This is a genomic window from Streptomyces racemochromogenes (assembly GCF_039535215.1).
GTDB lineage: Bacteria > Actinomycetota > Actinomycetes > Streptomycetales > Streptomycetaceae > Streptomyces > Streptomyces racemochromogenes.
The window spans coordinates 6,668,245-6,694,235 of sequence record NZ_BAAAWT010000001.1; the positions used below are offsets into that span (position 1 = coordinate 6,668,245).

Annotated in this window: 23 protein-coding genes; 8 read left to right on the forward strand and 15 right to left on the reverse strand. The window is 73.5% G+C overall.

The annotated features are described in order from the left end of the window. The 10 genes from ABD973_RS30890 to ABD973_RS30935 all read right to left on the reverse strand — a co-directional run bounded on the left by ABD973_RS30890 (position 1) and on the right by ABD973_RS30935 (position 9,133). Complete coding sequence (locus tag ABD973_RS30890; protein WP_125820058.1) at positions 1-510, reverse strand: mycothiol transferase; 510 nt, start codon at positions 508-510, stop codon at positions 1-3. Positions 511-607: 97 nt separating this feature from the next. Continuing rightward, on the reverse strand, positions 608-1,231 hold the full coding sequence (locus ABD973_RS30895) for a hypothetical protein (protein WP_125820057.1): 624 nt from the start codon (positions 1,229-1,231) through the stop codon (positions 608-610). A gap of 97 nt (positions 1,232-1,328) precedes the next feature. Continuing rightward, complete coding sequence (locus ABD973_RS30900; protein WP_241253117.1) at positions 1,329-3,398, reverse strand: RICIN domain-containing protein; 2,070 nt, start codon at positions 3,396-3,398, stop codon at positions 1,329-1,331. A gap of 382 nt (positions 3,399-3,780) precedes the next feature. Next, the gene (locus ABD973_RS30905) at positions 3,781-4,113 is read right to left on the reverse strand and encodes a TcmI family type II polyketide cyclase (protein WP_345503447.1); all 333 of its coding nucleotides are present in this window, start codon (positions 4,111-4,113) and stop codon (positions 3,781-3,783) included. 49 nt (positions 4,114-4,162) lie between these two features. Continuing rightward, a complete protein-coding gene (locus ABD973_RS30910; RefSeq protein WP_125602231.1) occupies positions 4,163-4,636 on the reverse strand; it encodes an SRPBCC family protein in 474 nt (157 codons plus the stop codon). 1 nt (position 4,637) lies between these two features. Then, entirely contained in the window at positions 4,638-4,892 is a 255-nt protein-coding gene (locus tag ABD973_RS30915; RefSeq protein ID WP_125602228.1) for an acyl carrier protein, read from the reverse strand. A 72-nt stretch (positions 4,893-4,964) separates the two neighbouring features. Then, positions 4,965-6,221, reverse strand: a complete 1,257-nt coding sequence (locus ABD973_RS30920) for a beta-ketoacyl synthase N-terminal-like domain-containing protein (protein WP_125820056.1) — start codon at positions 6,219-6,221, stop codon at positions 4,965-4,967. After that, positions 6,218-7,489: a beta-ketoacyl-[acyl-carrier-protein] synthase family protein gene (locus tag ABD973_RS30925; RefSeq protein ID WP_125602222.1), complete on the reverse strand. Its 1,272-nt coding sequence runs from the start codon at positions 7,487-7,489 to the stop codon at positions 6,218-6,220. The genes ABD973_RS30920 and ABD973_RS30925 overlap by 4 nt, the downstream gene beginning before the upstream one ends. Next, positions 7,486-7,932: a cupin domain-containing protein gene (locus tag ABD973_RS30930; protein ID WP_345503449.1), complete on the reverse strand. Its 447-nt coding sequence runs from the start codon at positions 7,930-7,932 to the stop codon at positions 7,486-7,488. The genes ABD973_RS30925 and ABD973_RS30930 overlap by 4 nt, the downstream gene beginning before the upstream one ends. A gap of 109 nt (positions 7,933-8,041) precedes the next feature. After that, positions 8,042-9,133: a SchA/CurD-like domain-containing protein gene (locus ABD973_RS30935; protein WP_125820055.1), complete on the reverse strand. Its 1,092-nt coding sequence runs from the start codon at positions 9,131-9,133 to the stop codon at positions 8,042-8,044. Between the two features lie 292 nt (positions 9,134-9,425). On the opposite strand from ABD973_RS30935, the gene ABD973_RS30940 reads away from it, so the two are divergent. Further along, complete coding sequence (locus tag ABD973_RS30940; RefSeq protein ID WP_345503452.1) at positions 9,426-11,060, forward strand: FAD-dependent oxidoreductase; 1,635 nt, start codon at positions 9,426-9,428, stop codon at positions 11,058-11,060. A gap of 20 nt (positions 11,061-11,080) precedes the next feature. On the opposite strand, the gene ABD973_RS30945 is transcribed toward ABD973_RS30940, so the two are convergent. Both ABD973_RS30945 and ABD973_RS30950 read right to left on the reverse strand, forming a co-directional pair. Next, positions 11,081-11,290, reverse strand: coding sequence for an acyl-CoA carboxylase subunit epsilon (locus tag ABD973_RS30945; RefSeq protein ID WP_125820053.1), 210 nt, complete (start codon positions 11,288-11,290; stop codon positions 11,081-11,083). Between the two features lie 169 nt (positions 11,291-11,459). Next, a complete protein-coding gene (locus tag ABD973_RS30950) occupies positions 11,460-13,280 on the reverse strand; it encodes a glyoxal oxidase (protein ID WP_125820052.1) in 1,821 nt (606 codons plus the stop codon). 448 nt (positions 13,281-13,728) lie between these two features. Here ABD973_RS30950 and ABD973_RS30955 point away from each other — a divergent pair, with 448 nt between their 5' ends. From ABD973_RS30955 to ABD973_RS30985, 7 genes are all read left to right on the forward strand, one after another. Further along, complete coding sequence (locus ABD973_RS30955; protein WP_125603940.1) at positions 13,729-14,205, forward strand: hypothetical protein; 477 nt, start codon at positions 13,729-13,731, stop codon at positions 14,203-14,205. Between the two features lie 138 nt (positions 14,206-14,343). Further along, entirely contained in the window at positions 14,344-16,605 is a 2,262-nt protein-coding gene (locus ABD973_RS30960; protein ID WP_345503454.1) for a HelD family protein, read from the forward strand. A gap of 106 nt (positions 16,606-16,711) precedes the next feature. Further along, complete coding sequence (locus ABD973_RS30965; protein ID WP_125820050.1) at positions 16,712-17,905, forward strand: cytochrome P450 family protein; 1,194 nt, start codon at positions 16,712-16,714, stop codon at positions 17,903-17,905. A gap of 86 nt (positions 17,906-17,991) precedes the next feature. After that, positions 17,992-19,257 (forward strand): VWA domain-containing protein, encoded by a 1,266-nt coding sequence (locus tag ABD973_RS30970; protein ID WP_125603937.1) that lies wholly within the window; start codon positions 17,992-17,994, stop codon positions 19,255-19,257. After that, on the forward strand, positions 19,257-20,063 hold the full coding sequence (locus ABD973_RS30975; RefSeq protein ID WP_206436469.1) for a hypothetical protein: 807 nt from the start codon (positions 19,257-19,259) through the stop codon (positions 20,061-20,063). The genes ABD973_RS30970 and ABD973_RS30975 overlap by 1 nt, the downstream gene beginning before the upstream one ends. A 109-nt stretch (positions 20,064-20,172) precedes the next feature. Next, positions 20,173-21,090, forward strand: coding sequence for a MurR/RpiR family transcriptional regulator (locus tag ABD973_RS30980; protein WP_125820049.1), 918 nt, complete (start codon positions 20,173-20,175; stop codon positions 21,088-21,090). A gap of 336 nt (positions 21,091-21,426) precedes the next feature. Next, on the forward strand, positions 21,427-21,816 hold the full coding sequence (locus tag ABD973_RS30985; RefSeq protein ID WP_125603770.1) for a hypothetical protein: 390 nt from the start codon (positions 21,427-21,429) through the stop codon (positions 21,814-21,816). Between the two features lie 21 nt (positions 21,817-21,837). Here ABD973_RS30985 and ABD973_RS30990 read toward each other — a convergent pair whose 3' ends face one another. The 3 genes from ABD973_RS30990 to ABD973_RS31000 form a co-directional block, all read right to left on the reverse strand. Continuing rightward, positions 21,838-23,424 carry a phospholipase D-like domain-containing protein gene (locus ABD973_RS30990; RefSeq protein ID WP_125820048.1) on the reverse strand — a complete coding sequence of 529 codons (1,587 nt, stop codon included), beginning with the start codon at positions 23,422-23,424 and terminating at the stop codon, positions 21,838-21,840. 349 nt (positions 23,425-23,773) lie between these two features. Continuing rightward, a complete protein-coding gene (locus ABD973_RS30995) occupies positions 23,774-24,883 on the reverse strand; it encodes an aryl-sulfate sulfotransferase (RefSeq protein WP_125820047.1) in 1,110 nt (369 codons plus the stop codon). A 58-nt stretch (positions 24,884-24,941) separates the two neighbouring features. Next, a complete protein-coding gene (locus ABD973_RS31000) occupies positions 24,942-25,943 on the reverse strand; it encodes an ABC transporter substrate-binding protein (protein WP_345503458.1) in 1,002 nt (333 codons plus the stop codon). Positions 25,944-25,991 lie beyond the last annotated feature (48 nt).

Genomic DNA, 25,991 nt, shown 5'->3' on the forward strand with positions numbered 1-25,991 from the left:
TCAGCGCCGCTCCAGCAGACCCCGGACGTAGGCGGCCTGGCCCGCGTGCTGGAGGTCGTCCGTCAGGACGCTGACCAGGCGGACGCCCAGGCTGACCGGCGGGTCCCAGCGCTCGTCGACGATCCGCTCCAGATCGGCGGCGGCCAGGCCCCGCACGAAGCGCAGGCTCTGCTCGTGGACCGCGTCGTAGTAGCCCAGCAGCAGCTCGGGGGAGTCGACGCGGACCGTGCCGGCCTCGGCGGCGGTGTGCCCGTAGCCGATGCCGTCGACGGGCAGCGGCAGGGCGAAGCGCTCGGCCCAGCCGCCCGCCCGCCAGACCTGCTCCAGCCCGGCGACCTCGGCCACGTGGTCGTCCTGCACCCGGGTCAGGTGCCAGACCAGCCAGGCGATCGGGTTCGCCTCCGCGTCGAGCCGGGCGTTCAACTGCTCGGCCGTGAGCCCCTCGACCGCCTCGTGCACCACCTCCCGGACGCGTCCGAAGCCGTCCGCCAGTACCTCCGTGGCCTTCATCAGCAGTCCCCAGCCGTCTCTCTCGTCGTGTACGCCGTCTGGCCGTTGTGGGGACCACCTTGCTCGCCCGCCGCCGGGCCGGGCGGGCGACACTCCGTCAGCGGCGGGAACGGCGCAGGAAGACGCCGGCCACCGCCCCGACGAGGGCGATCCCGGCGACCCCGGCCGTGGTCCACCAGCCGCCGGAGCCGCCGGAAGCGCCGGACGGCGCGGGCTCCGGGGAGGAGGGGGAGGGGGGTGAGGCGGGGCTCGCGGGGCCCGACGGGGCCGCGGTGGCCGGGGAGGGGGGTGCCGAGGGGGCCGGGGCCGACGGGGCCGGGTCCACGGCCGGCACCGCCACCTCCTTCTGCGCGTGCCCGAGCGAGGGGAAGCCCGCGTCGACGGTCACCTGCCACGTACCCGGCGGCAGCGCCTCGGCCGTCACCCACCCCGCGGCCCGGCCGGTGTCGCGCACCAGCCGCCACGGGCCCTGGGTACGGCCACCGTCGGCGCTGACGGCGTTCACGGTGGCGGCCACGGCCTCCTCCACGGCGTCACCGTCGTTCTCCCAGGTGACGTCGGCGGTGACCCGGCCGTCCCGCTGACCGGTGATGACCACCTTCAGGGTGTCGCCGTGGGCGTGGGCGGGCCCCGCCGCGCCCATGGCCAGGACGAGGCACAACAGGGGGAGGGTGAGCGCGGCGAGGGCCAGGGCGGGGAGGTTCGGGAGGTGTCGGCGCATCGGCACGGTGCTCCAGGTGAGGGGAAGTGCGGGAGGGAGACGAGGGGGCGGGCGGCCGTAGGGGAGTACGGCCGCCCGCCGGTTCGAGGAGGCTGGGTCAGCCGGCCTTGCGGGCCGTCCAGACCTGCGCCGGACGGCCGTCCGCGCGCTGGAGGTCGAGCAGCCAGGTCCCGTAGTAGGGCCGGTTGCTGACCGTCAGGGCGAAGCCGCCGCTCGCGTCGGTGATGGTCACCGCGCCGTCACGGGAGGACACCCGCCACTGCTGGGCGGCGGAGTTCTGGCAGGGCTGCTGCGCGACCCACATGCCCGCGGCGGGGGCGCCGCCGGGCTGGAGGCACTTGCCGGACGCCGCGGACTTGATCCGGACCGTCCCGTTGCCCGCGTCGTCGAAGTACCACTGCTGCTGCGCGTAGCCGTTGGTCCGGTTCGCGACGAGCACGGTCCCGTCGGCGGTGCGCCCGCCCCACAGCTCGGCGGCCATGCCGCTGCTGCCGTTGCCGAGCACGTAGCGGGTGCCCGGGGTGGTGGCGCCGCCGCCCGTGTCGGTCGTGCGGAACGAGGCGGCCTTGCCGGGGCCGCTGTCACGGCCGGAGCCGTCGCGGACCGACACGGCGGCCGTGTACGCGGTGCCGGGCTTGAGGTTGTAGACGCGCAGGGAGGTGGACTGCACCCAGGTCAGGTGCTTGTCGTTCAGCAGCACCTGGTACCAGGCGGCGCCCTCGGCCTTGGGCCAGCTCAGCACCACCGAGTCGGACTGGATCTGACCGGCCGTCACCGCCGGTGCGCCCGAGGGCTTCTTGGTGGGGGACGGGCTGGGCTTCGCGGTCGGCGACGGGTTCGGGTTGGGGTCCGGGTTGGTGCCTCCGCCGCCCGCGTTCCGCATCAGGAACTGGTTGTCCGCGATGTTCCAGTGGGTGGCCAGGTAGCTGCCCGGCTTCGGACTGGTGTGGAAGTAGTCGTCGTGGTTGCAGTCGAGAATGTTCTCGGACGCCTTGTTGGTGCAGACGTTGCGCATCTGCGGGTAGTACGGGGTGTCCGAGTAGCACATCACGTCCCACTCGTCGGTGCAGTGCGCGCCCCGGCTGGTGTTGGGCGCGCTGTTGTTGACCGCGCCCAGGTTGTGGCCGAGTTCGTGCGCGGCGGTGTGGCCGCCCCAGCACCCCGAGTCGGTCCGCCCGTAGGACGGGCCGAAGTTGCTCAGGTTGTTCTGGCCGGGCCGCTCGTCGCCGTTGAAGGTGCCGATGCCGCAGTACACCTGGGTGTCCGCGAAGATCATGTACTTGCGGTCGCGGCGGTCCAGGCCCTTGGCGGCCAGCGCGTTGTTGGTGGCGCTGAACTCCGAGAGCGCGGAGTCGGGGAGCTCGATGTTGAGCACCGAGGGTGTGCAGTCGGCGGCGGTCACGTAGCGGATGTGCCGGACGCCGCCGGTCTCCTTGGCGCTCGCCGCGTAGATGAGGTCGGCGTCGGCCGCCCACTTGCGGAACGAGGCCACGTACTCGGCGTACCGGTCGCGGCCGGGGCCGTGCGCGTACACGACCTGGACGCGGTTGCCGGTGCTGCCGTCGCCGTCGCACTGGACGGTCTGTCCGGCCGGCCCGGCGGCGACGGCCTGGCTGCCGGAGGCCGGCGGGGCCGGGGCCTTGGCGCTCGCGGCGGTGCGGGCGTCGGCGGCGGGCGCGTCCTGAGGACGCCCGCCGCCCTCGCCGGCCGCCGGGTCGGCGCTGGCCGGGGAGGCGGGGTCGGCCGCGGGGGCCTTCGTGCGGACGACCGGCTCGATGTCCTTCTTGATGTCGACGCCCCCGGGGGGAGCGTCGGGCCCGTGGGTGCACAGGCCGTCCTTCGTGCGGTAGACGCCGACGCAGCGGTCGCCCTTGGGGGCCGTCTCCAGCCCGTCGTAGACCATGCCGCGCGCGCCTTCGTTGGCGGGCGCCTTCGCCAGGGGGGCCGGTTCCGCGTCGCGGGCCGGTGCGGCGGCCGGTTCGGCGGCCGCGGCGGGTGCCTCGGCCAGCGCGGTCGTGGTCGCCTCGGCCTCGCCGCCTATGCGGGAGTAGGCGATGCCTCCCGCGAGCACCGCCGCCGATGCCATGGCGGCGGTGAGGAGTATCAGCTTCCGGGGTTTGCGCCGGTGGCCGGGCTTGCGGCGCCGGCCGGTGGATCGTGCTGTCATGCGCACCTCAAGTCCGTGTCAGGAGAGTGGGTGCGCGGAAGCTTGCCAGATGAGCGGCTCGGAGAATTCGGACAAACGGGAGACCGGTCCGGGAAATCTATCCGTTACCTTGTTGCCTGATTTGATGAACTGTCAACTCGCTTTGAAAACAAGGGAGTTACGCGCGTTGCGGATCAAAGGTCCAGGCCTTTTCCGGGATCTCGTTATCAAATCGAGATACAAGGCGGAACCTTGTTGACGGGAATTCAGTCAGGTATTCATTCAAAAACTACCTGCCGAATTCCCCCCGTCACGAGCCGTGAAGCGGACGCGCCCGGCTCGCCCGGTCTCGGGTGCCCAGGCCGCCCGGAAGGTGCGGCGCCGGCGTGGGCACCCGTACGGACTACCGGGCGGCGTTCCGCTCCCAGACGTAGAACCGCTGGGCCATGGCGTCCTTCGGGCCCCGCCACGTCTTCGGGTCGTGGGGGCTGACGAACGCCGAGAGCCGCTCGCTCAGGTCGACGAACTCCGGGTGCCGGGTCACCTGGGCGATGGCCGGGCCCGGGTCCCGGTCGGCCTCGATGAGGTGCATGTAGACGTCCCCGAACTGGAAGAGACTGCGGCGGCTGACCCCCACCAGGTGGGGCAGCTCACCCGCGTCCGAGGCGGCGAACAGGCCGGCGATGTCGGGCGCCGAACCGGGCGCCATACGGGCCACGATGAGGGCTTGGTGCATCGGGAGGTGTGCCTTTCGGGTGGGGGAGCGGATGGACGCGGGAGAGCCCTCAGCGGCGGCCGGCCGGGGCCTTGTGGCCGCCCCGCCCTTCGATCTTGTCCCGGATGAGCTCCATCTGGATGCGGGAGTTCAGGTTGATCCGGTCGGTCATCCCGGCGTCGTCGATGGGCGCGTCCGGCTTCATCGCGAAGTCCTGCACCCACCGCATCCGGGTCCCGCCCGGCACCTCGCCGTACTCCCAGTGGATGTCCATGTGCGCGAACGGACCCGTCTCCACCCGGCGGGCCTTCACCGTCAGGCCCGCCCGGTCCACCGTCCGCTCCGAGACCCAGCTCCACACCACGCCGTTCTCGTCCGGGTGCATGGCCAGCCGGAACCGGGTGGTGTTCCCGGCCTTCTCCAGGATCTCGACCGAGGCGTACTCGCTGAACAGCTTCGGCCAGTTGGGCAGGTCGTTCGTCACGTCCCACACGACGTCGACGGGTGCTTTGACCAGGATCTCGTTGTCGGTGTGTCCAGGCATGTCAGGCTCCGGTCATGAGGCTGTTGTTGACGAGGTCGACGAACTCGCGCGGGCTCTTGCAGCGGTCCGCGTCCGGGGGCAGCGCGCGGCCCCGCCGGTTCTCCAGCTCACCGACGATGCCGAGCAGGCCCAGCGAGTCCAGGCCGTAGTCGTCGAACCGGGAGTCCGGGCGGCTCGCCAGCTCCGTGGGGTCGACGGTGATGCCGGCGGTCTTCATGAGCGCCGCCAGCTCTTCCAGGGTCAGTCGGTCGGACATGGTGCCTTCTCTCTTTCCTGCTTCCGGGGGCCGGGCCCTTGGCCGCGCCCGGCCCCGACGAACGGGGCCCGGTCACTGCTCTGCGGATCCGGGCCCCTTGCGGAGGACGAGGGCCGCGTTCGAACCCATCCGGCCCCGGCTCAGCACGAGCGCGGTCCGCAGGGGGGCGACGCGGGCGCTGCCGGTGACCACGTCGAGGTCGTGGCAGACGTCGAAGACGTTCGGGGTGGGAGGGACGACCCCGTGCTCCAGCGCCAGCACGGCGGCGGCCGCGTCGAGGGTGCCGGCCGCGCAGTACGCCCGCCCGGTACCGGTCTTGGGGGCGGTCACGGGCACCTTCGCGCCGTGCGCGCCCAGCGCCTCCCGGATCGCCCGCGCCTCCGCCGCGTCCGCCTCGGGCGTGCCCAGGGCGTCGGCGAAGACCACGTCCACCTCCTCGGGCGCCAGCCCCGCCTCCCGCAGCGCGCCGCGGATCGCGTGGGCCAGGCCCTCACCCGACTCCTCCGGCCGGCCCGGCCCGGTGAAGGTCGCGGCGTGCCCGGCGAGCAGGGCCCGCACCGGCGCGCCCCGCCGCCTCGCCGCCGCGGCGTCCTCGACGGTGAACATCGCGCCGCCCTCCGCCGGGACGAACCCGCAGGCCTTCGCGGTGAACGGCCGGTAGGCGCGCTCCGGGTCCTCGGCGGTGCTGAGCCCCTCGTACCCGAGCTGGCAGACCACCGAGTACGGGGCGAGCGGCGCCTCCGTGGCGCCGACCAGCATCGCCCGGCTGCCCTGGCGGATCCCCCGGGCGGCGTGCGCGAAGGCGTCCAGCCCGCCCGCCTCGTCGCTCGCCACCACCCCGCAGGGACCCTTGAACCCGCGCCGGATGGACACCTGGCCGGTGCTGGCCGCGTAGAACCAGGCGATCGACTGGTACGGGCCGACGTAGCGGGGGCCCTGCCCCCACAGCCGCTGCAGCTCGCGCTGCCCGAACTCGCCGCCGCCCGAGCCGGCCGCGGTCACGACGCCCACCGCGTACGGATCGTCCTCGTAGTCCGCCCGGCCCAGCCGGGCGTGCTCCAGCGCGAGGTCCGCCGCCGCCAGCGCGTAGTGGCTGAACCGGTCGGTCTGCACCAGGAACCGGTCCTCCACCAGCTGACCGGGCTCGAAGCCCCGCACCTCGCCGGCGACGCGCACCGGAAGGTGCTCGCACCCCTGGCGGGTCACCCGGTCCAGGACGCTCTCGCCCGCCTGCGTCGCCTTCCAGAAGGCGGCGGCGCCGATCCCGTTGGGCGCGACGACCCCGATGCCCGTGACGGCCACCGGCGGGCCGCCCGTAGGTCTGTTCACGCGCGTACCTCCTTGGGCTGGGTCATGACCACGGCGGACTGGAAGCCGCCGAAGCCGCTGCCGACGGACAGCACGCTGCGCAGGGTGTGGCTGCGGGCGGTGCGCGGCACGTAGTCCAGGTCGCATTCGGGGTCTGGGGTCTCGTAGTTCGCGGTCGGCGGCACCACCTGGTGCTCCATGGCCAGCACGCAGGCCGCGAGTTCGATCGCCCCGATGGCGCCGAGCGAGTGCCCCACCATGGACTTGATGGAGGTCATCGGCGTCTTGTAGGCGTGGTCGCCGAGCACCCGCTTGACGGCCGCCGTCTCGTGGCGGTCGTTCTGCTTGGTCCCGGAACCGTGCGCGTTGACGTAGTCGACGTCCCGTGCGTCGATCCTGGCCTGGGCCAGGGCGGTGGATATCGCCCGGGCCATCTCCAGGCCCTCGGTGGTCAGCCCGGTCATGTGGTGGGCGTTGCCGAAGGTGGCGTAGCCGCCGATCTCGCAGTAGATCCGGGCCCCGCGGGCGCGGGCGTGCTCGAGCTCCTCCAGGACCAGCACCGCGCCGCCCTCGCCGAGGACGAACCCGTCCCGGTCGGCGTCGAAGGGGCGGGAGGCGTGCGCCGGGTCCTCGTTGTTCGCCGAGGTCGCCTTGATGGCGTCGAAGCAGGCCACGGTGATGGGGGACACGGGGGAGTCCGAGGCGCCGGCGACGCACACGTCCATCCGGCCCTCCTGGATGGAGTGCACCGCGTACCCGACGGCGTCGAGCCCCGACGTGCAGCCGGTGGAGACGGTCTGTACCGGGCCGCGCGCCCCCGTCTGCTCCGCCACCGCCGAGGCGAGGGTGGCGGGGGTGAACGCGCGGTGCAGGAAGGGGGAGGAGAGGCGGTGGTCCACGTCCCACCACGCGCCCTGCTGGCTGACCGCGACGTAGTCGTGCTCCAGCCGGGTGGTACCGCCGACCGCGGTGCCGAGGGAGACGCCGGTGCGCCAGGCGCGCTCGCCGTCGAGCTCCAGCCCGGCGTCGGCCATCGCCTCGCGGGCGGCGACCAGGGCGAACTGGATGTACCGGTCGGCCCGGGCCGCCTCGTCCTCGGTGAAGCCGTGCTCACGGGGGTCGAAGTCGACCTCGGCGGCTATCCGGGAGCGGAACCCGGACGGGTCGAAGAGGGTGATGCCACGGGTCGCCGTACGCCCGTTGGACAGCAGGTCCCAGAACGCGGCGGTGCCGATGCCGCCCGGGGCGACGACGCCCACCCCGGTCACGGCCACCCGCCGGCGCGTCACGAGACCACCCCGGAGCGCTCCGGGGGACGTTCCGCCCACGCGGTGGCGTCCGGGTTCGGCGCCTCCTCGGTGTCCACGTGCCCGAGCTTCGGGTCCGGCGCGAGCGGGCCGAGGTGGAACACCATCCGGGCCTCGGTGCCGCCGACGTTGCGGAACCGGTGGCGCACGTTCAGCGGAACGAGCAGGCCCTGGTCGGCGCGCAGCGGGTGGGTCTCGCCGTCGAGGTCCACCTCCAGGGAGCCGGCGACCACGTACACGAACTCCTCGGAGTAGGGATGGTAGTGCTCGGCGATCGACTCGCCGGGGGCCATCACCGCCAGACCCATGAAGCCGCTGGTCGAGCCCACCGAGGTCGGGGTGAGCACGGCGCGCAGGTCCCCTCCGCGCCTGCGGTTGGGCTGGGTGTCGCTGAGGTCGACGATGCGCGGCTGATGTCTGGTCATGCTGACTTCCTCCTGGCGGATCGGAGCCTTGGCGTGCGCGTGGGCTGCCGGGTGGTGACGGGGCTGGTGCGGGGCCGGTCCGGGCGGGGGCCCGGTCGGCCCGTCCGGATCAGGACTCCACCGGAGCCCGGCGGTCGGTGATCAGGTCCATGGGGTGGGGGGCGGCGGCCGTGCCGGGTGCCCCGGCCAGCAGGCGGTTCAGCACCGCCGCCTTGCGGGGCCCCTCGATGCCGAAGCCCGCCGCGAAGCGGCTGTCGGCCGGCCCCTTGACGTCGAGGAGGCGCACCACCACGTCGTCGCGCTGGAAGACGGTGCTGCTCAGCACCGGGGAGGTGGGGACCCTGGCCGCCGTCTCGTCCTGGCGGGCCAGGAAGCGGGCGACGAGCGGACCGCAGCCGGGCTTCGCCGGGTAGAACAGCGCGTGCCGCGTCACCTCGTCGGGCCGCGGCCCGTGCGGGGCCACGTGGTGGACCGCCGGCAGGCCCGCGCGCATGAAGAACATCCGCGCCGACTCCGGGTCGGACAGGTCCCGGTCCTGCTCCAGGTAGGGGTTGATCGCGTGCTCGACGGCCCGCACCTCGGGCTGCTCCGACACGTGCCGCAGCGCCGCCGTCAGGTCGCCCTGCACCTCCACGCACCGCACCACCCGGTTGCCGTGCATGAAGAGGGAAGTGCGCAGGAGCCGGGTGTGGTCGTCGACCCGGGCGGCCGGGGAGGTGTACGAGGAGAGGATCCCGGCGACCTTCTCCTCGCTGCCCGGCTTCACCGTGAAGGTCAGCGCGTGCCGCACGACGCCCTCGCCCAGCCGGGGCGCGTCCTGCAGCCGGCCCGACGCCCGCTGCGGGGACTCGTACCGCCTGCCGGTCTCGCGCAGGACGGTGAAGGTCAGCGGCCGCATCGAGCGGGCACAGGCGCCGAGCGGCTTCACCTGGGCCACGTGCTCCTCGCTGTTCACCCACGCGAGGTACTGCGGGGCGCTCTCCCACTCGCTGGTGATCAGCCACTGGGAGGGGTTCGCGAAGGACTGGCAGAGCTGGTCGCCCAGGTGGCCCGGCACGGACGCGATGTCGTGGCGCAGCCGCTCGTAGGCGTCGAAGAACCGCTGCTGGGCGCCCTCGTGGAGGTCCATCAGCAGGACGACCCGCAGCATGGAGCCGTCGAACGCGGACTGAGACACCCGTTCGGACAGGGTGGTTGTCATCTGCTCACTCCTTCGTGAGGGCCCGGGACCGGCGCGGGGGCGACCCGGTGCCCGTCGGCGGCGACCGCCGGTGGCGCGGGCCCCGGAGGGCCCCGCGGGCCTGCGCGGTAGGGAACGGCGGACGGTGTGGCCCAAGTGGGTCCGCCGCTGTCGCTCATCGTCATCCGGCCGGGTACGGATCGCGACATCTCCGGATCAAGCGGGTGACAAGACGCGACTCGCCCGGACAAGAACCCTGATCGGGGGCATAAGGCGTCCACTGCCCCCCACACGAAACAGGAGTCCGCAGCCGATGGAAGAGCATGCCGATGTCCGCGTACCGGTCCTCGTCGTGGGCGGTTCCCTCGTAGGCCTGTCCACCTCGCTGTTCCTGAGCCGCCACGGCATCAGGCACATGGTGGTCGAGAAGCACGCCGGGACCTCCGTCCACCCGCGCGGACGGGGGATCAACGCCCGGACGATGGAACTGTTCCGGACGGCGGGCGTGGAACCCGCCATCCGCGAAGAGGCCTCCGCGCTGGAGGCCAACCAGGGCATCCTGCAGACGCAGTCCCTCGTCGGCGGTGAGCACAAGTGGCTCATCAAGGCGGTCGACCCGTCCGGTGCGCTGGCCCGCTTCAGTCCGACCGGCTGGTGCCTGTGCAGCCAGAACAACATCGAGCCGGTCCTGGCCGCGCACAGCCGCGCCCAGGGCGCCGACGTGCGCTTCTCCACCGAACTGATGAGCTTCGACCAGGACGCCACCGGAGTGAGCGCCCTGGTCAAGGACCGGGAGACCGGCGAGCACCTCACCGTCCGCGCCGACTTCCTGATCGCCGCGGACGGCCCCCGCAGCCCCGTCCGCGAGGCGCTCGGCATCCGTCAGAGCGGCAACGGCGAGCTCTTCCACAACGTGAGCATCGTCTTCCGCTCGGAGCACCTCGCCGAAGCCCTGGGCGACCTGCGGTTCATCGTCTGTTACCTGATGCGGCCGGGCGCCGACGGAGCCCTGCTGCCCGTCGACAACGAGACCCAGTGGGTCTTCCACGCCCCCTGGCACCCGGAGACGGGCGAGACCCTGGAGGACTTCACCGAGGAGCGCTGCGTCACCCAGATCCGCGAGGCCATCGGCCTGCCCGACCTCGACGTGGAGATCGGCGGCAAGGCCCCCTGGCACGCCGCCGAACGGGTCGCCGAGCAGTACTCCGTCGGCCGGGTCTTCGTGGTGGGCGACGCCGCCCACGAGATGTGCCCGACCGGGGCCTTCGGCTCCAACACCGGCATCCAGGACGCGCACAACCTCGCCTGGAAGATCGCGGCCGTGCTGAACGGCTCCGCCGGCCCCCGCCTGCTCGACAGCTACGAGGAGGAACGCCTGCCCGTGGCCCGCGCCACCAGCGAGCGCGCCTCCGCCCGCTCGGCCGAGCACAGCCACCCGGGGTACGTGCCCCCGCCCACCATGGGCGGCGGCCCCGGCAGCGGGGTCCTCACCACGGCCATGGGCTACTGCTACCCGCGGGGCGCCGTCCTCGGTGGCGACCCCACCCGGCCGGTCATCCCGCAGGAGATGCGCCTCAAGGGCGACGTCGGCACCAGGGCACCGCACATGTGGCTCACCCAGGCCGGGCGGCGGATCTCCTCGCTGGACCTGTACGAGACCTCGTTCGTGCTGCTCAGCAGCCCGGGCACGCCCTGGCAGGAGGCGGCCGGGCAGGTCGCGCGGGAACTGGGCGCGCACCTGGACGCCTACACCGTCGCCGCCTCGCCCGACGCCGACCTGGTCCAGCCGGACGGCTCGCCGCACTGGGCGCAGCTCCACGAACTGCCCGCCGACGGCGCCGTCCTCGTACGCCCCGACGGGTTCGTCGCCTGGCGCTGCGAGGGGCCGTCCGCCGATCCGCGCGGGGAGCTCGCGGACGCCATGACGCGGCTGCTGCGCCGCTCCTGAGGGCCCCGCTCCCGGGCCGCTCAGCGGCAGGCCCAGCACCCCGCCCAGCAGCCGTGGCCCGCGGGCCGCGGGGGCGGGCGGTGGTGTGCGCCCCGGACCGGCCGGGGCGGGGCCTGCTCGGCCCGGCCCGCGAGGCAGGCGACCACGACCGTGATCGCGGCCAGTTCCTCGGGTCCGGCGCTGCCCCGGTGGATCCGGAACAGGCCGGCTATGGAGACGTCGCTTCCCATCGGTACGGCCTCTCGTCGGGAGACCCCCCTGACCCGGTCCACCGGGCCCGTCCGGGCCTGCGGCCCGGGTGCTGACGACGCTACGAGCCCCCCGGCGGCGTGTCGTGCCGGGGGGCCTCGCACGCACCCGTCCGGGCGACGCGTGCGGTGAGGTGCGCTGGTCAGGACGTCAGCGCAGGCCGAGCTTCACCCACTTGGCCGTACTGGGCACCCCGCGCGCGTCGAGCAGGAACAGCATGTAGTAGCCGGGCGGGGCGTCCGCCGCCGTCGGCGGGGTCCGCAGCCCGACGGCGTCGCCGCGCACCCCGGTGACCGGCAGCTCCAGGTGCCGCTGGCTGGTGTTCACGGCGTGGGTGACCGTGGTCGGCGCCAGCAGGACGGCCCGCCGGACGGCGGCCGCGGTGGAGCTGCGCACCTCGAAGGCGGCGCCGTGGGCGAGCTCGCCCCGGGGCACGCGGTCCAGGGCCGGCCGGGTGCCGCCCTTGTGCAGGTAGGCGGGCTCGTAGATCTCGATGCTGCCGTCCATCGCGTCCCGGATGTCGGGGTCGTTGGCGATCTGCTGGAGCTCGTCCCCGGTCACCATCACCCGCCCGTCCGGCATCACCAGGGCGTTGGAGTGGTAGCCGCGGGGGAGCCGCTGGGCCGGACCGAGCCGCCAGTGCCCGGCGGCGTCGCGCAGCTCCGTCTGCCGGTACTTGAGGTCGGCCTTCGGGTTGAAGGGGCCGTACCCGTAGTCGCGGGTGCTCAGCGCCCCGTTGACGGTCAGCAGGGTCGCGTCCGGCAGGATCAGGGTGTCGTCCTGGGTGCGGCCGAAGGCCCGGGGGCGTTCGGTGGTCCACCGGCCGCCCGCGAGCCGGTAGGTGTTGGGGTCGTGGGGGTCCCCGCCGAGCACCAGCACGGAGTCCGGCCCGCGCAGCCCCGCCGGGAGCGGGACGGCGGATCCGTAGCCGCGGAAGTCCGCCGGACGCCGGGGCAGGTCCCGGCGGGTCTCCTCGACCGGGTCGAAGAGCCACTGCTGGTCGGCGTCCCGGCCCAGTCCGTAGACCATGCCGTCGCGCAGCGAGAACAGGTGGGGGTAGTCGTTGCGGAAGGGCGCGTCGGCCCGGAACCGGTCGACCGCGATGTCCAGCGGGATGTCGAACGGACGCCAGGGCACCGGCAGCCCCTTCGCGGGGAAGCGCTCCACCACGGGCGTGGGGGTGCCCGTGCCGCGCTCGGACTGGCCGGACATGATGATCTGGCGGCCGTCGGGGCCGGTGACGGCCGACGGGTACCAGCGGCCCACCGACATGTCCCGGTTGCGGTACCAGTGTTCGGTCCACGGGTCGAAGACGAAGGACAGCTTGGCGCCGCTGCCGCCCTTTCCGCCGGTGTTGCCGCCGAAGACCGCGAGCATCCCGTTGGGCAGGAAGGCGTGTCCGGCGCAGAAGAACGGGGCGGGGCGCGGGGCGTAGGTGCCGTCGGGCATCAGCACGGTGGGCGGCCGGACCTCCTTGAAGGCCCGCGCGCCGGTCCCCTTGGCGGGGTCCCAGAGGAAGGCGCGGCCGGCGTTGGTCCGGCCGGTCCGGTCGGTGGGGCCGGTCTCCTTGGTGGGGTCGGTCTCGACCCGCTCGAAGGAGAAGAGCAGCACCTTGCCGGTCGGCAGCTGGGCCAGGTGCACCCCGAAGTCGGGGGAGGGGAAGAACTCCGCGAACCTCCCCGACTCCGCCGGGCGGAAGGCCTTGTTGGCCCGCTCCTGCGACGCGGTGAGGGCGGCCAGGCTCGCGCTCCGCGTGGTCTGCGGGTACTCGCCGGCCCCCCGGGCCGCGCGGCGCCGCTCCGCGTGGGCCCGGGCGTGCTCCTCGCCGATCAGGGCCGCCTCGCCGGCCGTCACCTCGGCGTCGGTGTCCGCGCGGTCGTGGGCCGGCGCGGCCGCGGCGGCCGGGACCGCCAGGAAGACGGCCGCGGCCAGCGCGGCGGCCAGGGCGGCGGACCGGTGTGCTCGGGACATGCGACTCCTCGGTGTGCGAAGACCGCCGGGACGGGAGGGGCGGGCCGGAGGGGCGGGAGGGACGCCATGCTAGAAGATCAGGTTCATATCACCTCATATGACGCGAAGGGCCTTCCTCGTACGAGTGCCCGCCATGGCCCCGTACGCCCGAATCGGGACAATCGGCGGCAGTGCGCCCGCCCCCGCCCGGGCGCGCGGCTTCGGCCAGGCGGTGCGCCCGGGGCGTCCGCGCACCGGCCGGCGACCGGCACCGCAGCCGCCGCGCGCGCCGTGATCGCGCCAGCCGCGTACGGGTCCGCCCCGCGCGCGGGCGCGTACGAAACATGCCACCGGCACCTGCGCGTCCTGGACGGGCGGATATGCCGCCTTGTTGGGTGATGTGGCGCTTCGGTTCCCAAAGGTCCCTTCGGTGAACCGGGCGCTCCGTCCGCATACCTGAGGAGCATGCATGCGCAAGGTCCGATCCGTCCTGGCCCTCGCCGCCGCGTCGCTGGTGCTGGCCGCAGCCGCCGGCCCGGCCTCCGCCGCGGCCCCCAAGCCGGCCCCGAAGCCCGCGAAGTTCTGCGCCCTGGTCGTCGACACGGGCGAGGGCGGCTGTTTCGCGACCAAGGCGGAGGCGGCCTCGCTCGGTGCCGCGGCCGAGTACAAGGACCTCGGCAAGATATGGAGCGACGCCAACTCGGGCGGCAGCGAGTTCACCTTCCGCGGCAGCGTCGGCTGCAACTGGCGCTATCCCGAGTTCAACGCGCTCTCCAAGTGGGGGTGGAACGACACGGTGAGCTCGGCGCAGGGCATCACCTGCCCGATCACCCTGTGGGAGCACGGCGACTTCCGGGGCGCCCACCAGACCTACTACGGCTACAACGCCTACGTCGGTGACGGGATGAACGACAAGGCCTCGTCCGTGAGCTTCGACATGCGCTGACCGGAACGCCATACAAAAACGCCCCGGGCGAATTGACGTCCGGGGCGCGTTTCCGCGTATATTCGATGTTTCACGCTCTCTATTGCACGAGGGCGTGGCGAAGCTTTACGGGGACATCGTATCGCGCTGGGAGCGAAATTGTCAAACACCGAATTTCAGGGCGAGCAGGAATTCATCACCGAGCTCTACGCGCGCCTCGAAGACCTGCGGGACCAGGCCGAACGGGCGGTCCAGGGCGCCCTGGGAGAGGCCGGCACCGGCCTCCAGGCCCGACTGGAAAGGGACGTCCTGGTCGCCGAGCAGTCCGGCCTGCTTTCCGCCCTGAACTCCGCCGAACACGGTCTGTGTTTCGGCCGGCTGGAGTTCTCCGACGGCCGCGACCACCACATCGGCCGCATCGGGATCAGGCAGGACGACGCCGAACGCACCCCGCTCGTCCTCGACTGGCGCGCCGAAGCCGCCCGGCCCTTCTACCTCGCCACCGGCCACGTCCCGATGGGCCTGCGCCGCCGGCGCCACATCACCACCCAGGGGCGCCGGGTCACCGCCCTGCACGACGAGATCCTCGACCTCGCCGACACCGAGCGCACCGGCTACGAGGGCGCGGACGCCGACGCCGTGCTGCTCGCCGCACTCGACGCCGCCCGCACCGGCCGCATGCACGACATCGTCCGGACCATCCAGGCCGACCAGGACCGCATCATCCGCTCCCCGCACCAGGGCGTCCTCGTCGTGGAGGGCGGCCCCGGCACCGGCAAGACCGCCGTGGCCCTGCACCGCGCCGCCTACCTCCTCTACGCCCAGCGCGAGCTGCTCGCCAAGCGCGGCGTGCTGATCGTCGGCCCCAACCCCGCCTTCCTCGGCTACATCGGCGGGGTGCTGCCCGCCCTCGGCGAGACCGGGGTGCTCCTCGCCTCCCCCGGCGACCTCTACCCGGGCCTGCGGGCCACCGGCACCGACCGCCCCGGCGCCGCCGCCGTCAAGGGCCGCGCGGCCATGGCCGACGTCCTCGCCCGGGTCGTCGCCGACCGGCAGACGCTCCCCGAGGCCGTGCCCGCCGGCAGCGGCGAGGACAGCGCGGTCGTCCCCGAACCCGCGCTGGAGATCGCCCACGACGACTACGGCACCCTGCTGCTCGACCGGACCATGGCCCACGCCGCCCGCGACCGGGCCCGCAGCACCGCCCTGCCCCACAACCTGGCCCGCCCCTACTTCGCGTTCGCGGTCATCGACGCACTCACCGAACAGCTCGCCGACCGGCTGGGCGCCGACCCCTACGGCGGCCCCAACCTGCTCGGCCCGGACGACGTCGCCCAGCTCGGCAAGGACATCGCCACCAGCTCCGAGGTCCACGCGGCCATCGACACGCTCTGGCCGGACCTCACCCCCGAGCAGCTCGTATCCGACTTCCTGGCGGACCCCACCCACCTGCCCGCCGAGGACGCCCGGCTGATCCGCCGCACCTCGGGCCAGTGGACCCCGGCCGACGTCCCCCTCCTCGACGAGGCCGCCGAGCTCCTCGGCGTCGACGACACCGCCCGCGAGGCCGCCGCCGCCCGCGACCGGCTGGAGCGCATCGCCTACGCGCAGGGCGTCCTCGACCTCTCCCAGGGCTCGGAGTCCTACGAGTTCGAGGACATGGAGAGCGAGTACCTGGCCGCCCACGACATCATCGACGCCGAGCGGATGGCCGAACGCCACGAGGAGGCCGACCACCGCACCACCGCCGAGCGAGCCGCCGCCGACCGCACCTGGGCCTTCGGCCACGTCATCGTCGACGAGGCGCAGGAGCTGTCCGAGATGGCCTGGCGGCTGCTGATGCGCCGCTGCCCGACCCGCTCCATGACCCTGGTGGGCGACCCCGCGCAGACCGGCGAGGAGGCGGCCTGCGGCTCCTGGAAGCAGATCCTCGACCCCTACGTCGGCGACCGCTGGGAACACGTACGGCTCGGCGTCAACTACCGGACGCCCGCCGAGATCATGGAGCTGGCGGCCGGAGTGCTCCGCGCCCACCGGCCCGGCTTCGAACCGCCCCGCTCCGTGCGCTCCACCGGCGTGCGCCCCTGGGTGCGGGAGGCGGCCGCCCTCCCCGGCGCCGTCGCCGAAGCCGTCCGCGACGGCGCGCCCGCCGAGGGCCGGCTCGCGGTGATCGCCCCGCGCCCCCTGCACCAGGCCCTCGCCGCGGCACTGCCCGGCGTACGGGCGGGGGAGCAGCCGGACCTCACCCGGCCGGTGGTCCTGCTGGACGCCCGCCAGGCCAAGGGGCTGGAGTTCGACACGGTGATCGTGGCCGAGCCCGGCGACCTCGACCCGAGCGACCTCTACGTCGCCCTCACCCGCGCCACCCAGCACCTCGGGGTGGTGCACACCGGCCGCCTCCCCGAAGGGCTGACCGGCTGAGCGGCCGACCGGAGACCCGCGAGGACGGGACCGGCCACGGCCACACGGCGGCACGTGGCCGGATTCGCCCCCCTCCATGGGGCTTTGACCGTCGTAGGGTGATCAGATGCCCCTCGTCGACATCACCTCCAGCGCCCCCGACTTCGACCGCGACCCGCACTCCTTCTACGCGGCCCTGCGCGCCGCCGGGCCGGTCCACCAGGTCAGGGGCCCCGGACCCGAACAGGACGCGTACTGGATCGTCGTCGGGTACGAGGAGGCACGCCAGGCCCTCACCCACCCCGACCTGCTCAAGGACTGGCGCACCTCCGGGCTGTATCCGGACATCGAGCCCAGCGCCGCGAGCTCCAACATGCTCGAGGCCGACCCGCCCCACCACACCCGGCTGCGCCGCCTGGTGGCCCGGGAGTTCACCGCCCGCCGGGTGGAGGCGATGCGCCCCCGCGTCCAGCGGATCACGGACGAGCTGCTGGACGCGATGGCCGCCCGCCCCGGGCGCTCCGCCGACCTGGTCGAGGCCCTCGCCTTCCCGCTCCCCATGACGGTGATCTGCGAGCTCCTCGGCGTCCCCGACCTCGACCGCGAACGCTTCCGCCGCTGGTCCAACGAAATCGTCGCGCCCCGCCCGCAGACCACGAACGAAGAGGCGTTCGCCCAGCTCACCTCCTACCTCACCGACCTCGTCGCCGAGAAGGCCAAGTCCCCGGGCGAGGACCTGCTCAGCGCCCTGATCCGCACCCGCGACGAGGACGGCGACTCGCTCTCCCCCGACGAACTCATCGGAATGGCCTTCCTGCTGCTCGTCGCCGGCCACGAGACCACCGTCAACCTCATCTCCAACGGCGCGAGGGCCCTGTTCGCGCACCCGGACCAGCTGGCCGCCCTCCGCGCCGACTGCGACGGCCTGCTCGGCGGGGCCGTGGAGGAGATGCTCCGCTACGACGGCCCCGTGCAGAACGCCACCTACCGGTACGCCGCCAGGGACGTGGAGCTCGGCGGCGTCCGCATCCCCTCCGGGTCGGTCGTGCTGGCCTCCCTCGCGGGCGCCGGCCGGGACCCGGCCCGCTTCGCCGAACCCGACGTGTTCGACATCCGCCGCGCCCCCGGCGGCCACCTCGCCTTCGGGCACGGGCTGCACTTCTGCCTCGGCGCGCCGCTGGCCCGCATGGAGGGCCGCATCGCCGTCCGCAGCCTGCTGGAACGGTTCCCCGCCCTGGAAGCCGACCCGGCCGGCGGCCCCCTGGAGTGGATCCCCGGCACCCTGATGCACGGCGTGACCCGGCTGCCGGTGCGCTGGTAGCCGGTCCCGCGCTTCCCGCGGAAGGACGGATACCGCCTGTCGGTACGCGTTTTGGCATGGCGCCGGATCCTCAATACGATCCGGCGATGATCACAAGAAAACGACTGGCGGCAGGGGCCTGCGGCCTGTTCGTCGCCTTGACCGCGGGACTCCTCCCGTCGACCGCGGCCGCCGCCGACGGACCGGCCAAGGAGCCGCCGAAGGTCGAGCTCGTGCTCGACGTCAGCGGGTCCATGCGCGCGAACGACATCGACGGCCAGTCCCGCATGGCCGCCGCGAAGCAGGCCTTCAACGAGGTCCTCGACGCGGTACCCGACGAAGTCCGCCTGGGCATAAGGACCCTGGGCGCCACCTACCCCGGCGACGACCGGGCCCTCGGCTGCAAGGACACCAAGCAGCTCTACCCCGTCGGCACGGTGAACCGCACCGAGGCGAAGACCGCCGTGGCCACCCTCGCGCCCACCGGCTGGACACCCATCGGGCCGGCCCTCCAGGCCGCCGCCCAGGACCTGGAGGGCGGCAACGCCACCCGCAGGATCGTCCTCATCACCGACGGCGAGGACACCTGCGCCCCGCTCGACCCCTGCGAGGTGGCCCGCGAGATCGCCGCCAAGGGCATCCACCTCGTCGTGGACACCCTCGGCCTCGTCCCCGACGCCAAGACCCGCGCCCAGCTCACCTGCATCGCGGAGGCCACCGGGGGCACCTACACCTCGGTGACCCACACCGCCGAACTCTCCGGCAGGGTCAGACAGCTCGTCGACCGCGCGGCCGACCCCGTCGCCACCCCCGTCGCCACCGAGGGCGCCAAGCAGTGCGCGAGCGCCCCGCTGCTGAAGGCCGGCCTCTACAGCGACCGCGAGACCTTCGGCGAGCACCGCTGGTACAAGGTCGACGTCCGTCCCGGCCAGGAGCTGCGCGCCTCGGTCAGCATCGGCGCCGACCGCGCCGTCAACAACGACTACGGCGTCCTGCTGCGCGCGACCACCGTCCACGGCCGGGAGATCGTGCGCGGCTCCGAGGCCGGCGACGGCCGCACCGACGTGATCTCCACCGGCCTGCGCTACCCGAAGCCCGAACTCGACGGGGACGACAAGGAGAAGACCGAGACCGTCTGCCTCCAGGTCAGCAACTCCTTCGCCGCCGGCCCGGCCGTCAAGACCACCCCCGGCATGCCCGTAGAGCTCACCATCGACCTCGTCGACGGCCCCGCCGGCGGCTCCGACGCCGCCTCCTTCGGCCTCGGCCGCGGCTGGTGGCTGATCGGCCTGCTGGTGCTGACCGGCCTGCTCGCCGGTCTGGTCTGGGGCTGGATCTCGCGCTGGCGCATCTCCGTCTGGAGGACCAACTGATGCGTACCGTACGCACCCTGACCGCCGCCCTGCTGGCGGGAGCTGCCCTCCTGGCTCCCGCGGCCGCCGCCACCGCGGCCCCGAGCCCCACCCCCACGCCGAGCGCGGGCGCGGGTACCGGCAAGGACGGCAAGGCCCCGACCGAGGCGGGCACGGGCTTCCGCACCGCGGCGCTCTTCAAGCCCGGGCAGAAGGCCACCGCCTCCGGGTCCACCGGCGACTACCTCTACTGGGCCTTCCCCGCCGACACCGGCCAACGGGCCACCGTGAAGGCCTCGGTGACGCTCCCGCCGTCCGCCGCCCGGCACGGCGCGCAGACCTGGCAGCTCGACGTGTACGACGGCCTGCGCCGCCGGCAGCCCTGCACGTACGGCCACCAGAGCGCGGCGGCGGCCAAGGAGACCGCCACCGTGGAGCTGTCCTGCACCCTGCGCACCGTCCGCTCCGGCGCCGAGGCCTGGTCCAACGACCCGCTCCCGGGCACCTACTACGTCCGCCTGACCGTCCTCGGGGCGCACGAGGAGGACCTCGGGCTGCCCGTGAAGGCGCAGGTCGAGGCCGGGACGAAGGAGACGGGCGGGGCCCGGGCCGTGGACGCGGCGCTGGCCGAGCCCCTCGTCCCGGGCATCGCGGGCGCCTCCGGGCCGCAGCGGGAGGCGCGCGCCCCGGAGGGCGGCTGGTCGGCCGGCTGGTGGTCCGACCGCTGGCTGTGGACGGCCGCCGGCGGGATCCTCGGAGCCCTCGCGGGCCTCTACGGCTACTCCCTCACCCGCGGCTCGGGCCGCCCCTCCGGGCCCCGGTCGTGACCGGGTGCCGCCGCGCCCTGCCGGTGCGGCGGCTCCCGCCCCGAATGATCATCCGGCCACGGAGCGTGGGCTATGTTGGAGGGAGAGTGACGTGAGAAGGAGGCCGCCGGTGTCATCGGGGCAGCAGGCACGCGCGCAGGCGGCCGCGATCACGCCCGGCGGGACCCCGCCGGGGCAGGAGAAGCCGCCGGCGGACCGGCTCCTCGCGCTCTTCGACGGCCACCGCCTCTCACCCGGACAGCGGCGGATCGCCCAGTACCTGATCGACCACCTCACCGAGGCGGCCTTCCTCTCCATCACCGAGCTCGCGGAGCGCGTGGGCGTCAGCCAGCCCTCCGTGACCCGCTTCGCCGCCTCCCTCGGGTTCAGCGGGTACCCGGCCCTGCGCGACGTGCTCCAGCCGATCGCCCTGTCGGCCGTCGCCGGCACCCCGGACACCAAGGAGCAGATCCGGCAGAACGAGCTCCAGGCCGCCGTCGACGCCGAGATCGAGAACCTCGAGAACGTGCGGCGGCTGCTGGCGGACACCAACCAGGTCCTGGAGATCGGCCGCGAGCTCGCCCGGTCCGTGCCCCTGACCGTGCTGGGGCTGCGGATCTCGGTCTCCCTGGCGGAGTACTTCGCCTACGCGGCCCGCCGCATCCACCCCGACGTCCGCCTCGTGACCAGGGGCGGCAGCGTGGCCTACGACGCCCTGCTCCAGTGCCGGGCGGCCGGCGGGACCTGGGTGCTGGCCTTCGCCATGCCCCGGCACGCCAACGAGACCCTGGCCGCCCTGCGCGCGGCCCGCAGCACGGGGCTGAAGGTCGTCCTGATCACGGACCCGACCGTCGGCCCGCTGGTGGAGGCGGCCGACGTGGTGCTGACCGCCGGTACCGGTTCCCGGCTGGTGTTCGACTCGTACGCGGCCCCCGGCATGCTCTCCGCCGCCCTGCTCCAGGCGATGGCCGACGCGGACCCCGAGCGCACCCAGGCGCGGCTGGAGCAGTACGAGCAGGTCGCCGACCAGCACGGTTTCTTCCTGTAAGCGCCGGTTTCGCCCGTCGCGCACCCGGTCGTGAACGCCAGATATTCAGAACCCGGGCGTGCATGAAATTTTTCATACCCTTGATTACTCGACGGTATATATGTTTACTGACGGCGGCGCTCCGGATCCCTCAGACGCCAAAGGCGGACGTTTCCCCACGTCCGCCTCGAACGGCCACCCAGTACGCCGAACCTCCTCACGGCGGCACCGGGTGCCGCGTCAAGGCTTGTGGATCCCCCGGAGGGGCGCCCCTGGCGGCCTCGGTCAACCCCTGGACCGAGGCCGCCCCCCACGCAGTCTCTCGATCAGAGTTCCACACCCCTCGGAAGTGACGAGATGCCCCAGACGGCCACCCTCACGCGCAGCCCGGACTGGCCCCTGCAGGTCAAGGCGCCCGGCACGCACGACTGGGAACGCAGCGCCACCCGCTGGCTGCGGGACCTCCTCCCGGCCCGCTACGGGAGCTACCTGACGCTGACCCGTCACCACGCCCTGCTGGCCCGGCACGTGCAGCTCCAGCTCCAGCACGAGATGCGCGCGGTCCGCGTGGCCCTGCACACCAGCCGGGCCGAGCTGCCGACGATGGGCGTCGCCGAGTCGGTCATCGAGAACACGATCAGGATGTACGCCATCGAGCTGGAGCAGCTCGGCCGCCTCTCCCGGGGCGCCCGGCTCGTCTCCGAGGCGCTGCTGCTGGCGGCCGGCCCGGGCCAGCGCAGGCGCTGACCCGGGCCGGACCCGGAGCCGTCAGGCCTGGCAGAGGCCGCGCGCGTAGTCGTACGTCGCGGTCGCCTGCGAGTACTTCCACTGCGGAGCCAGCAGGGAGTCCTTCAGCTGGTTCGCGGCGGCCGGGCTCTCGACGACGTAGCCGAAGTCCTGGAGCCAGGACGGGTACAGGTTCTTCGAGCCGATGTAGAAGGCCGAGTCGTCCACCGAGACCAGCTTGTGGTGCTGGGCGTACGGCTTCCCGTCCGCCCACGTCGCCTTGTCCGAGGCGCGGAAGGTCGCCAGCTGGAGGTTCTGGCACATCGCGGCCTTCGAGGTGCGCTCGTCGCCGGTGAGGGCCGTGAGGCGGCCGCGCAGCGCGTCGCTCACCTCGTTCAGGGACTTGATCTGCGAGTAGCCGTCGCTGCCGACCGCGCCGCGGTTCGCCGGGTCGCTGACCACGATGCGGACCTTCACGCCGGCCGCGAGCTTCGCGGCGAGCGTGTCGTAGAGCCGGATGTCGTAGCGGGGCAGCGGCGGGCAGGTCGCGTTCAGGTCCTGCTGGGAGATCTCGACGTGGCTGTTCGCACTGGCGACCAGCGCGCGCAGGGCGCTCTCCTCCGGGTTGACCGTGTCGTAGTCCCGGTCGGCGTTGGTGTTGTCGTGCACGCCGATGCCGCACTTGGTGTCGGGGGCCGTCGGCAGGACCGGCTTGAACGCCGACGCCGGGTCGCTCTGGCGGATGCCGACGCCGAGGCCGCCGACCGCGAGGGCGGGGACGTCACCGCCGCCGGCCGGCGCGGCCGGACGGGGCAGGGTGGGCATGCAGCCGGCGTTGTTCGAGGAGGCGAACCAGACGCTGCTCCAGCTGGACTTGTTGCGGCAGGTCCAGTCCCACAGGGTGTCGAGGTAGCGGCCGGCCGAGCCCGCCGCCGGACCGGACAGCGCGAGGTCGACGTCGTTCACCGGGTGGGCGGTGTCGAGGTAGTCGTCCTTCCAGCTGTTGATGCCGCCGGTGATCACCGAACCGCCGTCCACCACCACGAGCTTGGAGTGGTTCCAGGAGAAGCCGGTCTTGGAGGTGGTCATCGAGGCCACGTTGAGGGTGACGTTCGCGGCCGCCGGGCCGAGCCTGGCCACCATCTCGTCGCGGTACGAGGACGGGATCACGTTGGCGTGGTAGATCGGCGCGGCGCCCACCAGGATGCGGACCTGGAGCCGGTTGCCCTTCGCCACGGCCTCCTTGAGGCCGGCCACGACCGCGTCCTGGAAGCCGCCGTTGGGGAACGGGGCCAGGGTGGATATGTCCACGCTCTGCCGGGCCTGGGCGATGTCCTGCCGGGTCTTGTCCAGCAGCCGGCGCGAGCCCGGACGGTCGGTGCAGGACGGGTCGCCCCAGCATCCGGGGGTCTGGAGCAGCCAGTCGGAGCCGCCGGGGGCCGAGGCGCCGAGGCTGTTGCCGGCGGTGCGCTCCCAGACCGAGCCCTCGAGGCCGGGGGAGACCTGGCGCAGGGTCTGCTCGACCGAGTCCAGGTGCGGGGTCGGCGAGGCGGCGAAGGCCGGCGCGGCGGGGAGCAGCGCGAAGGAGAGGGTGAGCGAGAGGGCCGTCGTGCGGACGGTGCGTGCCAATGTGGTTCCTTGGTACTGGGGGGTGGCTCCGGCCGGGCGGCGTGGTCGTTCCGGGCCCCGGCCTTGATCAACTCGCGCAAGTTACCAGCCCGTAAGCCCCTGTTCATCCGGGCATGGTCGCCTTCCGGCCACCCTGCGGAACCGTCGGTCGGGCCCCACCGGCCGTTGTCCGGCCACCCCATCCGGCCGCGTGGCCGAAACCAGTCCGCGGAATCGAGGCGTCCGATCGGTGGGCCGCCGTCCCCGGGCCGCCGTCCCCGGGCCGGACCACGACCGGATGCCCGGCCCCCCCCGCGCCCCGGCGCCCCGGAACCGGTCCGGGGTGCCGGGGCGCCTGGGCCGCCCGCCGTCAGAGCCAGGCGATCTCGTCCGCGCCGTAGCGGTAGGCGCGGAACACCGAGTTCTGGGCGCCGCGCGAGGACTCCAGGCCCGTGCCCCGGCTGAACGAGCCGAACTCCGGGACCACGAACTCCCAGACCACGTCGCCCTCCGGGGTCACCTCGAAGAGCCGGCCGAAGGAGCCCTCCGCCACGAAGGTGTTCCCGTTCGGCAGGCGCTGCGCGCTGGACATGTACGGGCTGAAGAAGTTCTGCGGCGGGTTGTCCTCGTACGACCACACCTCCGCGCCGCTGACCGGATCCAGCTCCAGCACCCGCGAGTACGGCACCGAGGTGGTGTCGCGGTAGGTCCCGTTGTCGAACACCAGGATGGTGCCGCCGGGCAGTTCGTGCGGGTGGTGCTGCTGCGCCAGCACGTCCGGGCCGATCCGCCAGCGGACCGAGCCGTCCGCGCGGTCCACGGCCACCGTCGTCGAAGCGCTGCGGAAGCCCACCACGATCCCGCCGTCGGCGAGCTCGTTGACCGTGTTGGCCATCGGCCAGTGCTCACGGGCGAAGTGCGGGTTCAGCGGCACCTCCTCGGGGTCCAGGTGCTCGATGGCCGCCCAGCGCCACAGCACCTCGCCGTCCCAGGTCAGCTCGTACACCACGTCCCCGTAGATCACCCCGCCCGGAGCCTCCGAACCGGGGATCCCGCCGCGGATCCGGGCGGCGTCGGCCGCCGACAGCGGCTCCACGCCGGTGATGAGCAGGTTGCCGTTGCGCAGGATCGAGGCGTCGTGGTGGTGGAAGGGGTGCCGGGCCTCGCGCAGCACCGTGGAGTCCGGGGCCAGCTCCTGGAAGATGCCGCCGTGGTAGACGTCCCAGATCGGGAAGAGGGTCGGACCGGAGGTGTCCTTCGCCGCGTAGAAGAGGTTGCCGTTCGGGAGGAGCTGCGCCTGCCGGCCCGGCGGGTGCGGGGAGTTCCAGGTGTGGACCGGCTTGCCCTCGATGTCCACGAGGTGGATCGTGCCGTCGCTGGTGATGGGGGTGTAGAGGGTGTAGCCGCCGTAGCTGCGCGCGGGGTCGTGGGCGCGCAGTCCGGTGCCGCGGCGGCGCAGGGTGTTCTGGTCGACGGTCATGGGTGTCGTACCTGCTTCCTTGTGAAGGGGTCGGGAGTCGAAGGGGCCGGCGGAGCGGTCAGCGCAGGGTGACGGCGGCCGGGTCGGCCGCCGCCAGGGGTGCGGGGCGCAGCCGTTCGCGCAGGGCCTGCTGGTCGGCGGCGCCGGGCAGGTTCTGGGCGGCCTTGGCCCAGGCGGCCTCGTCGGCCAGCTGGGCGAGCAGCTCGGGGGTCATGCTCGCGCCGTACGTGTAGCGGGGGTGGAAGGCGTCGACGTAGCCGGCCTGGAGCGCGCCCTTGGACTGGGCGACGACGGCGGTCCGCGCGGCCGCCGGATCCGCCGCGGCGGCCCGCTGCGCGCGCAGCACCGTACGCAGCACGGCGGTGGCCGCGGCGTCGTCGGCGGAGGGGCCCGAGACGAGCAGGGTGCGGGCGGTGTAGCCGGAGAAGGGGACCTCGGCGTAGCGGTCGGCGAGGGCGGTGCGGGCGGCGTCGTAGAAGCTGGGGAAGGTGAGCCCGGCGTCGATGTCGCCGCGGGCGAGTGCCGCCGCGACCTGGTTCGGGGCCAGGTTGACCACGGTGACGTCGGCCGGGGTCAGCCGCTCCGAGGCGAGCATCCGGCTCAGGGCGTACTCGACGTTGGTGCCCTGCGGGACCCCGACCTTGCGCCCCTTGAGCGCGGCGAAACCGGTGATCCCGCGGTCGGTACGGGTCAGCAGCCGCCAGTCGGAGAACCGCGAGAGGTCGGCCACGATCCGCACGTCCCGCCCGCCGAGCGCGGCCGTCACCGCGGGAAGGTCGCCGACGACGCCGAACTGCGCCTGGCCGCCGAGGACGGCGTTGAGCGCGTCCCGCCCGGTGGACAGGGTGGTCACGGTGGCGTCGAGCCCCTCCTCGGCCCAGAGCCCCCGCTCCTGCGCGAGGTACACGGGCGCGCCGCCGAGCTGGTCACTGCCGGCCACGGTCACGGCCCGCCGCCCGCTCCCCTCCGGGGACTGCGCGCAGGCGGTGGCGAGCAGGGACAGCAGGGCGGCGAACAGCACGGCGGCTACCGCGCGGGGTCTGCTTCGGGGACGGCTCATGGGACTCGGTCCTTTCCGGGACGGGGGTGTGGGGTGGGGATCGGGGTC

Excerpts from the sequence above, each read along its gene's own strand:
- ABD973_RS30890 (WP_125820058.1), bottom strand. The coding sequence starts at position 510 with ATGAAGGCCACGGAGGTACTGGCGGACGGCTTCGGACGCGTCCGGGAG.
- ABD973_RS30895 (WP_125820057.1), bottom strand. The coding sequence starts at position 1,231 with ATGCGCCGACACCTCCCGAACCTCCCCGCCCTGGCCCTCGCCGCGCTC.
- ABD973_RS30900 (WP_241253117.1), bottom strand. The coding sequence starts at position 3,398 with ATGACAGCACGATCCACCGGCCGGCGCCGCAAGCCCGGCCACCGGCGC.
- ABD973_RS30905 (WP_345503447.1), bottom strand. The coding sequence starts at position 4,113 with ATGCACCAAGCCCTCATCGTGGCCCGTATGGCGCCCGGTTCGGCGCCC.
- ABD973_RS30910 (WP_125602231.1), bottom strand. The coding sequence starts at position 4,636 with ATGCCTGGACACACCGACAACGAGATCCTGGTCAAAGCACCCGTCGAC.
- ABD973_RS30915 (WP_125602228.1), bottom strand. The coding sequence starts at position 4,892 with ATGTCCGACCGACTGACCCTGGAAGAGCTGGCGGCGCTCATGAAGACC.
- ABD973_RS30930 (WP_345503449.1), bottom strand. The coding sequence starts at position 7,932 with ATGACCAGACATCAGCCGCGCATCGTCGACCTCAGCGACACCCAGCCC.
- ABD973_RS30935 (WP_125820055.1), bottom strand. The coding sequence starts at position 9,133 with ATGACAACCACCCTGTCCGAACGGGTGTCTCAGTCCGCGTTCGACGGC.
- ABD973_RS30940 (WP_345503452.1), top strand. The coding sequence starts at position 9,426 with ATGGAAGAGCATGCCGATGTCCGCGTACCGGTCCTCGTCGTGGGCGGT.
- ABD973_RS30945 (WP_125820053.1), bottom strand. The coding sequence starts at position 11,290 with ATGGGAAGCGACGTCTCCATAGCCGGCCTGTTCCGGATCCACCGGGGC.
- ABD973_RS30950 (WP_125820052.1), bottom strand. The coding sequence starts at position 13,280 with ATGTCCCGAGCACACCGGTCCGCCGCCCTGGCCGCCGCGCTGGCCGCG.
- ABD973_RS30955 (WP_125603940.1), top strand. The coding sequence starts at position 13,729 with ATGCGCAAGGTCCGATCCGTCCTGGCCCTCGCCGCCGCGTCGCTGGTG.
- ABD973_RS30965 (WP_125820050.1), top strand. The coding sequence starts at position 16,712 with ATGCCCCTCGTCGACATCACCTCCAGCGCCCCCGACTTCGACCGCGAC.
- ABD973_RS30970 (WP_125603937.1), top strand. The coding sequence starts at position 17,992 with ATGATCACAAGAAAACGACTGGCGGCAGGGGCCTGCGGCCTGTTCGTC.
- ABD973_RS30975 (WP_206436469.1), top strand. The coding sequence starts at position 19,257 with ATGCGTACCGTACGCACCCTGACCGCCGCCCTGCTGGCGGGAGCTGCC.
- ABD973_RS30985 (WP_125603770.1), top strand. The coding sequence starts at position 21,427 with ATGCCCCAGACGGCCACCCTCACGCGCAGCCCGGACTGGCCCCTGCAG.
- ABD973_RS30995 (WP_125820047.1), bottom strand. The coding sequence starts at position 24,883 with ATGACCGTCGACCAGAACACCCTGCGCCGCCGCGGCACCGGACTGCGC.
- ABD973_RS31000 (WP_345503458.1), bottom strand. The coding sequence starts at position 25,943 with ATGAGCCGTCCCCGAAGCAGACCCCGCGCGGTAGCCGCCGTGCTGTTC.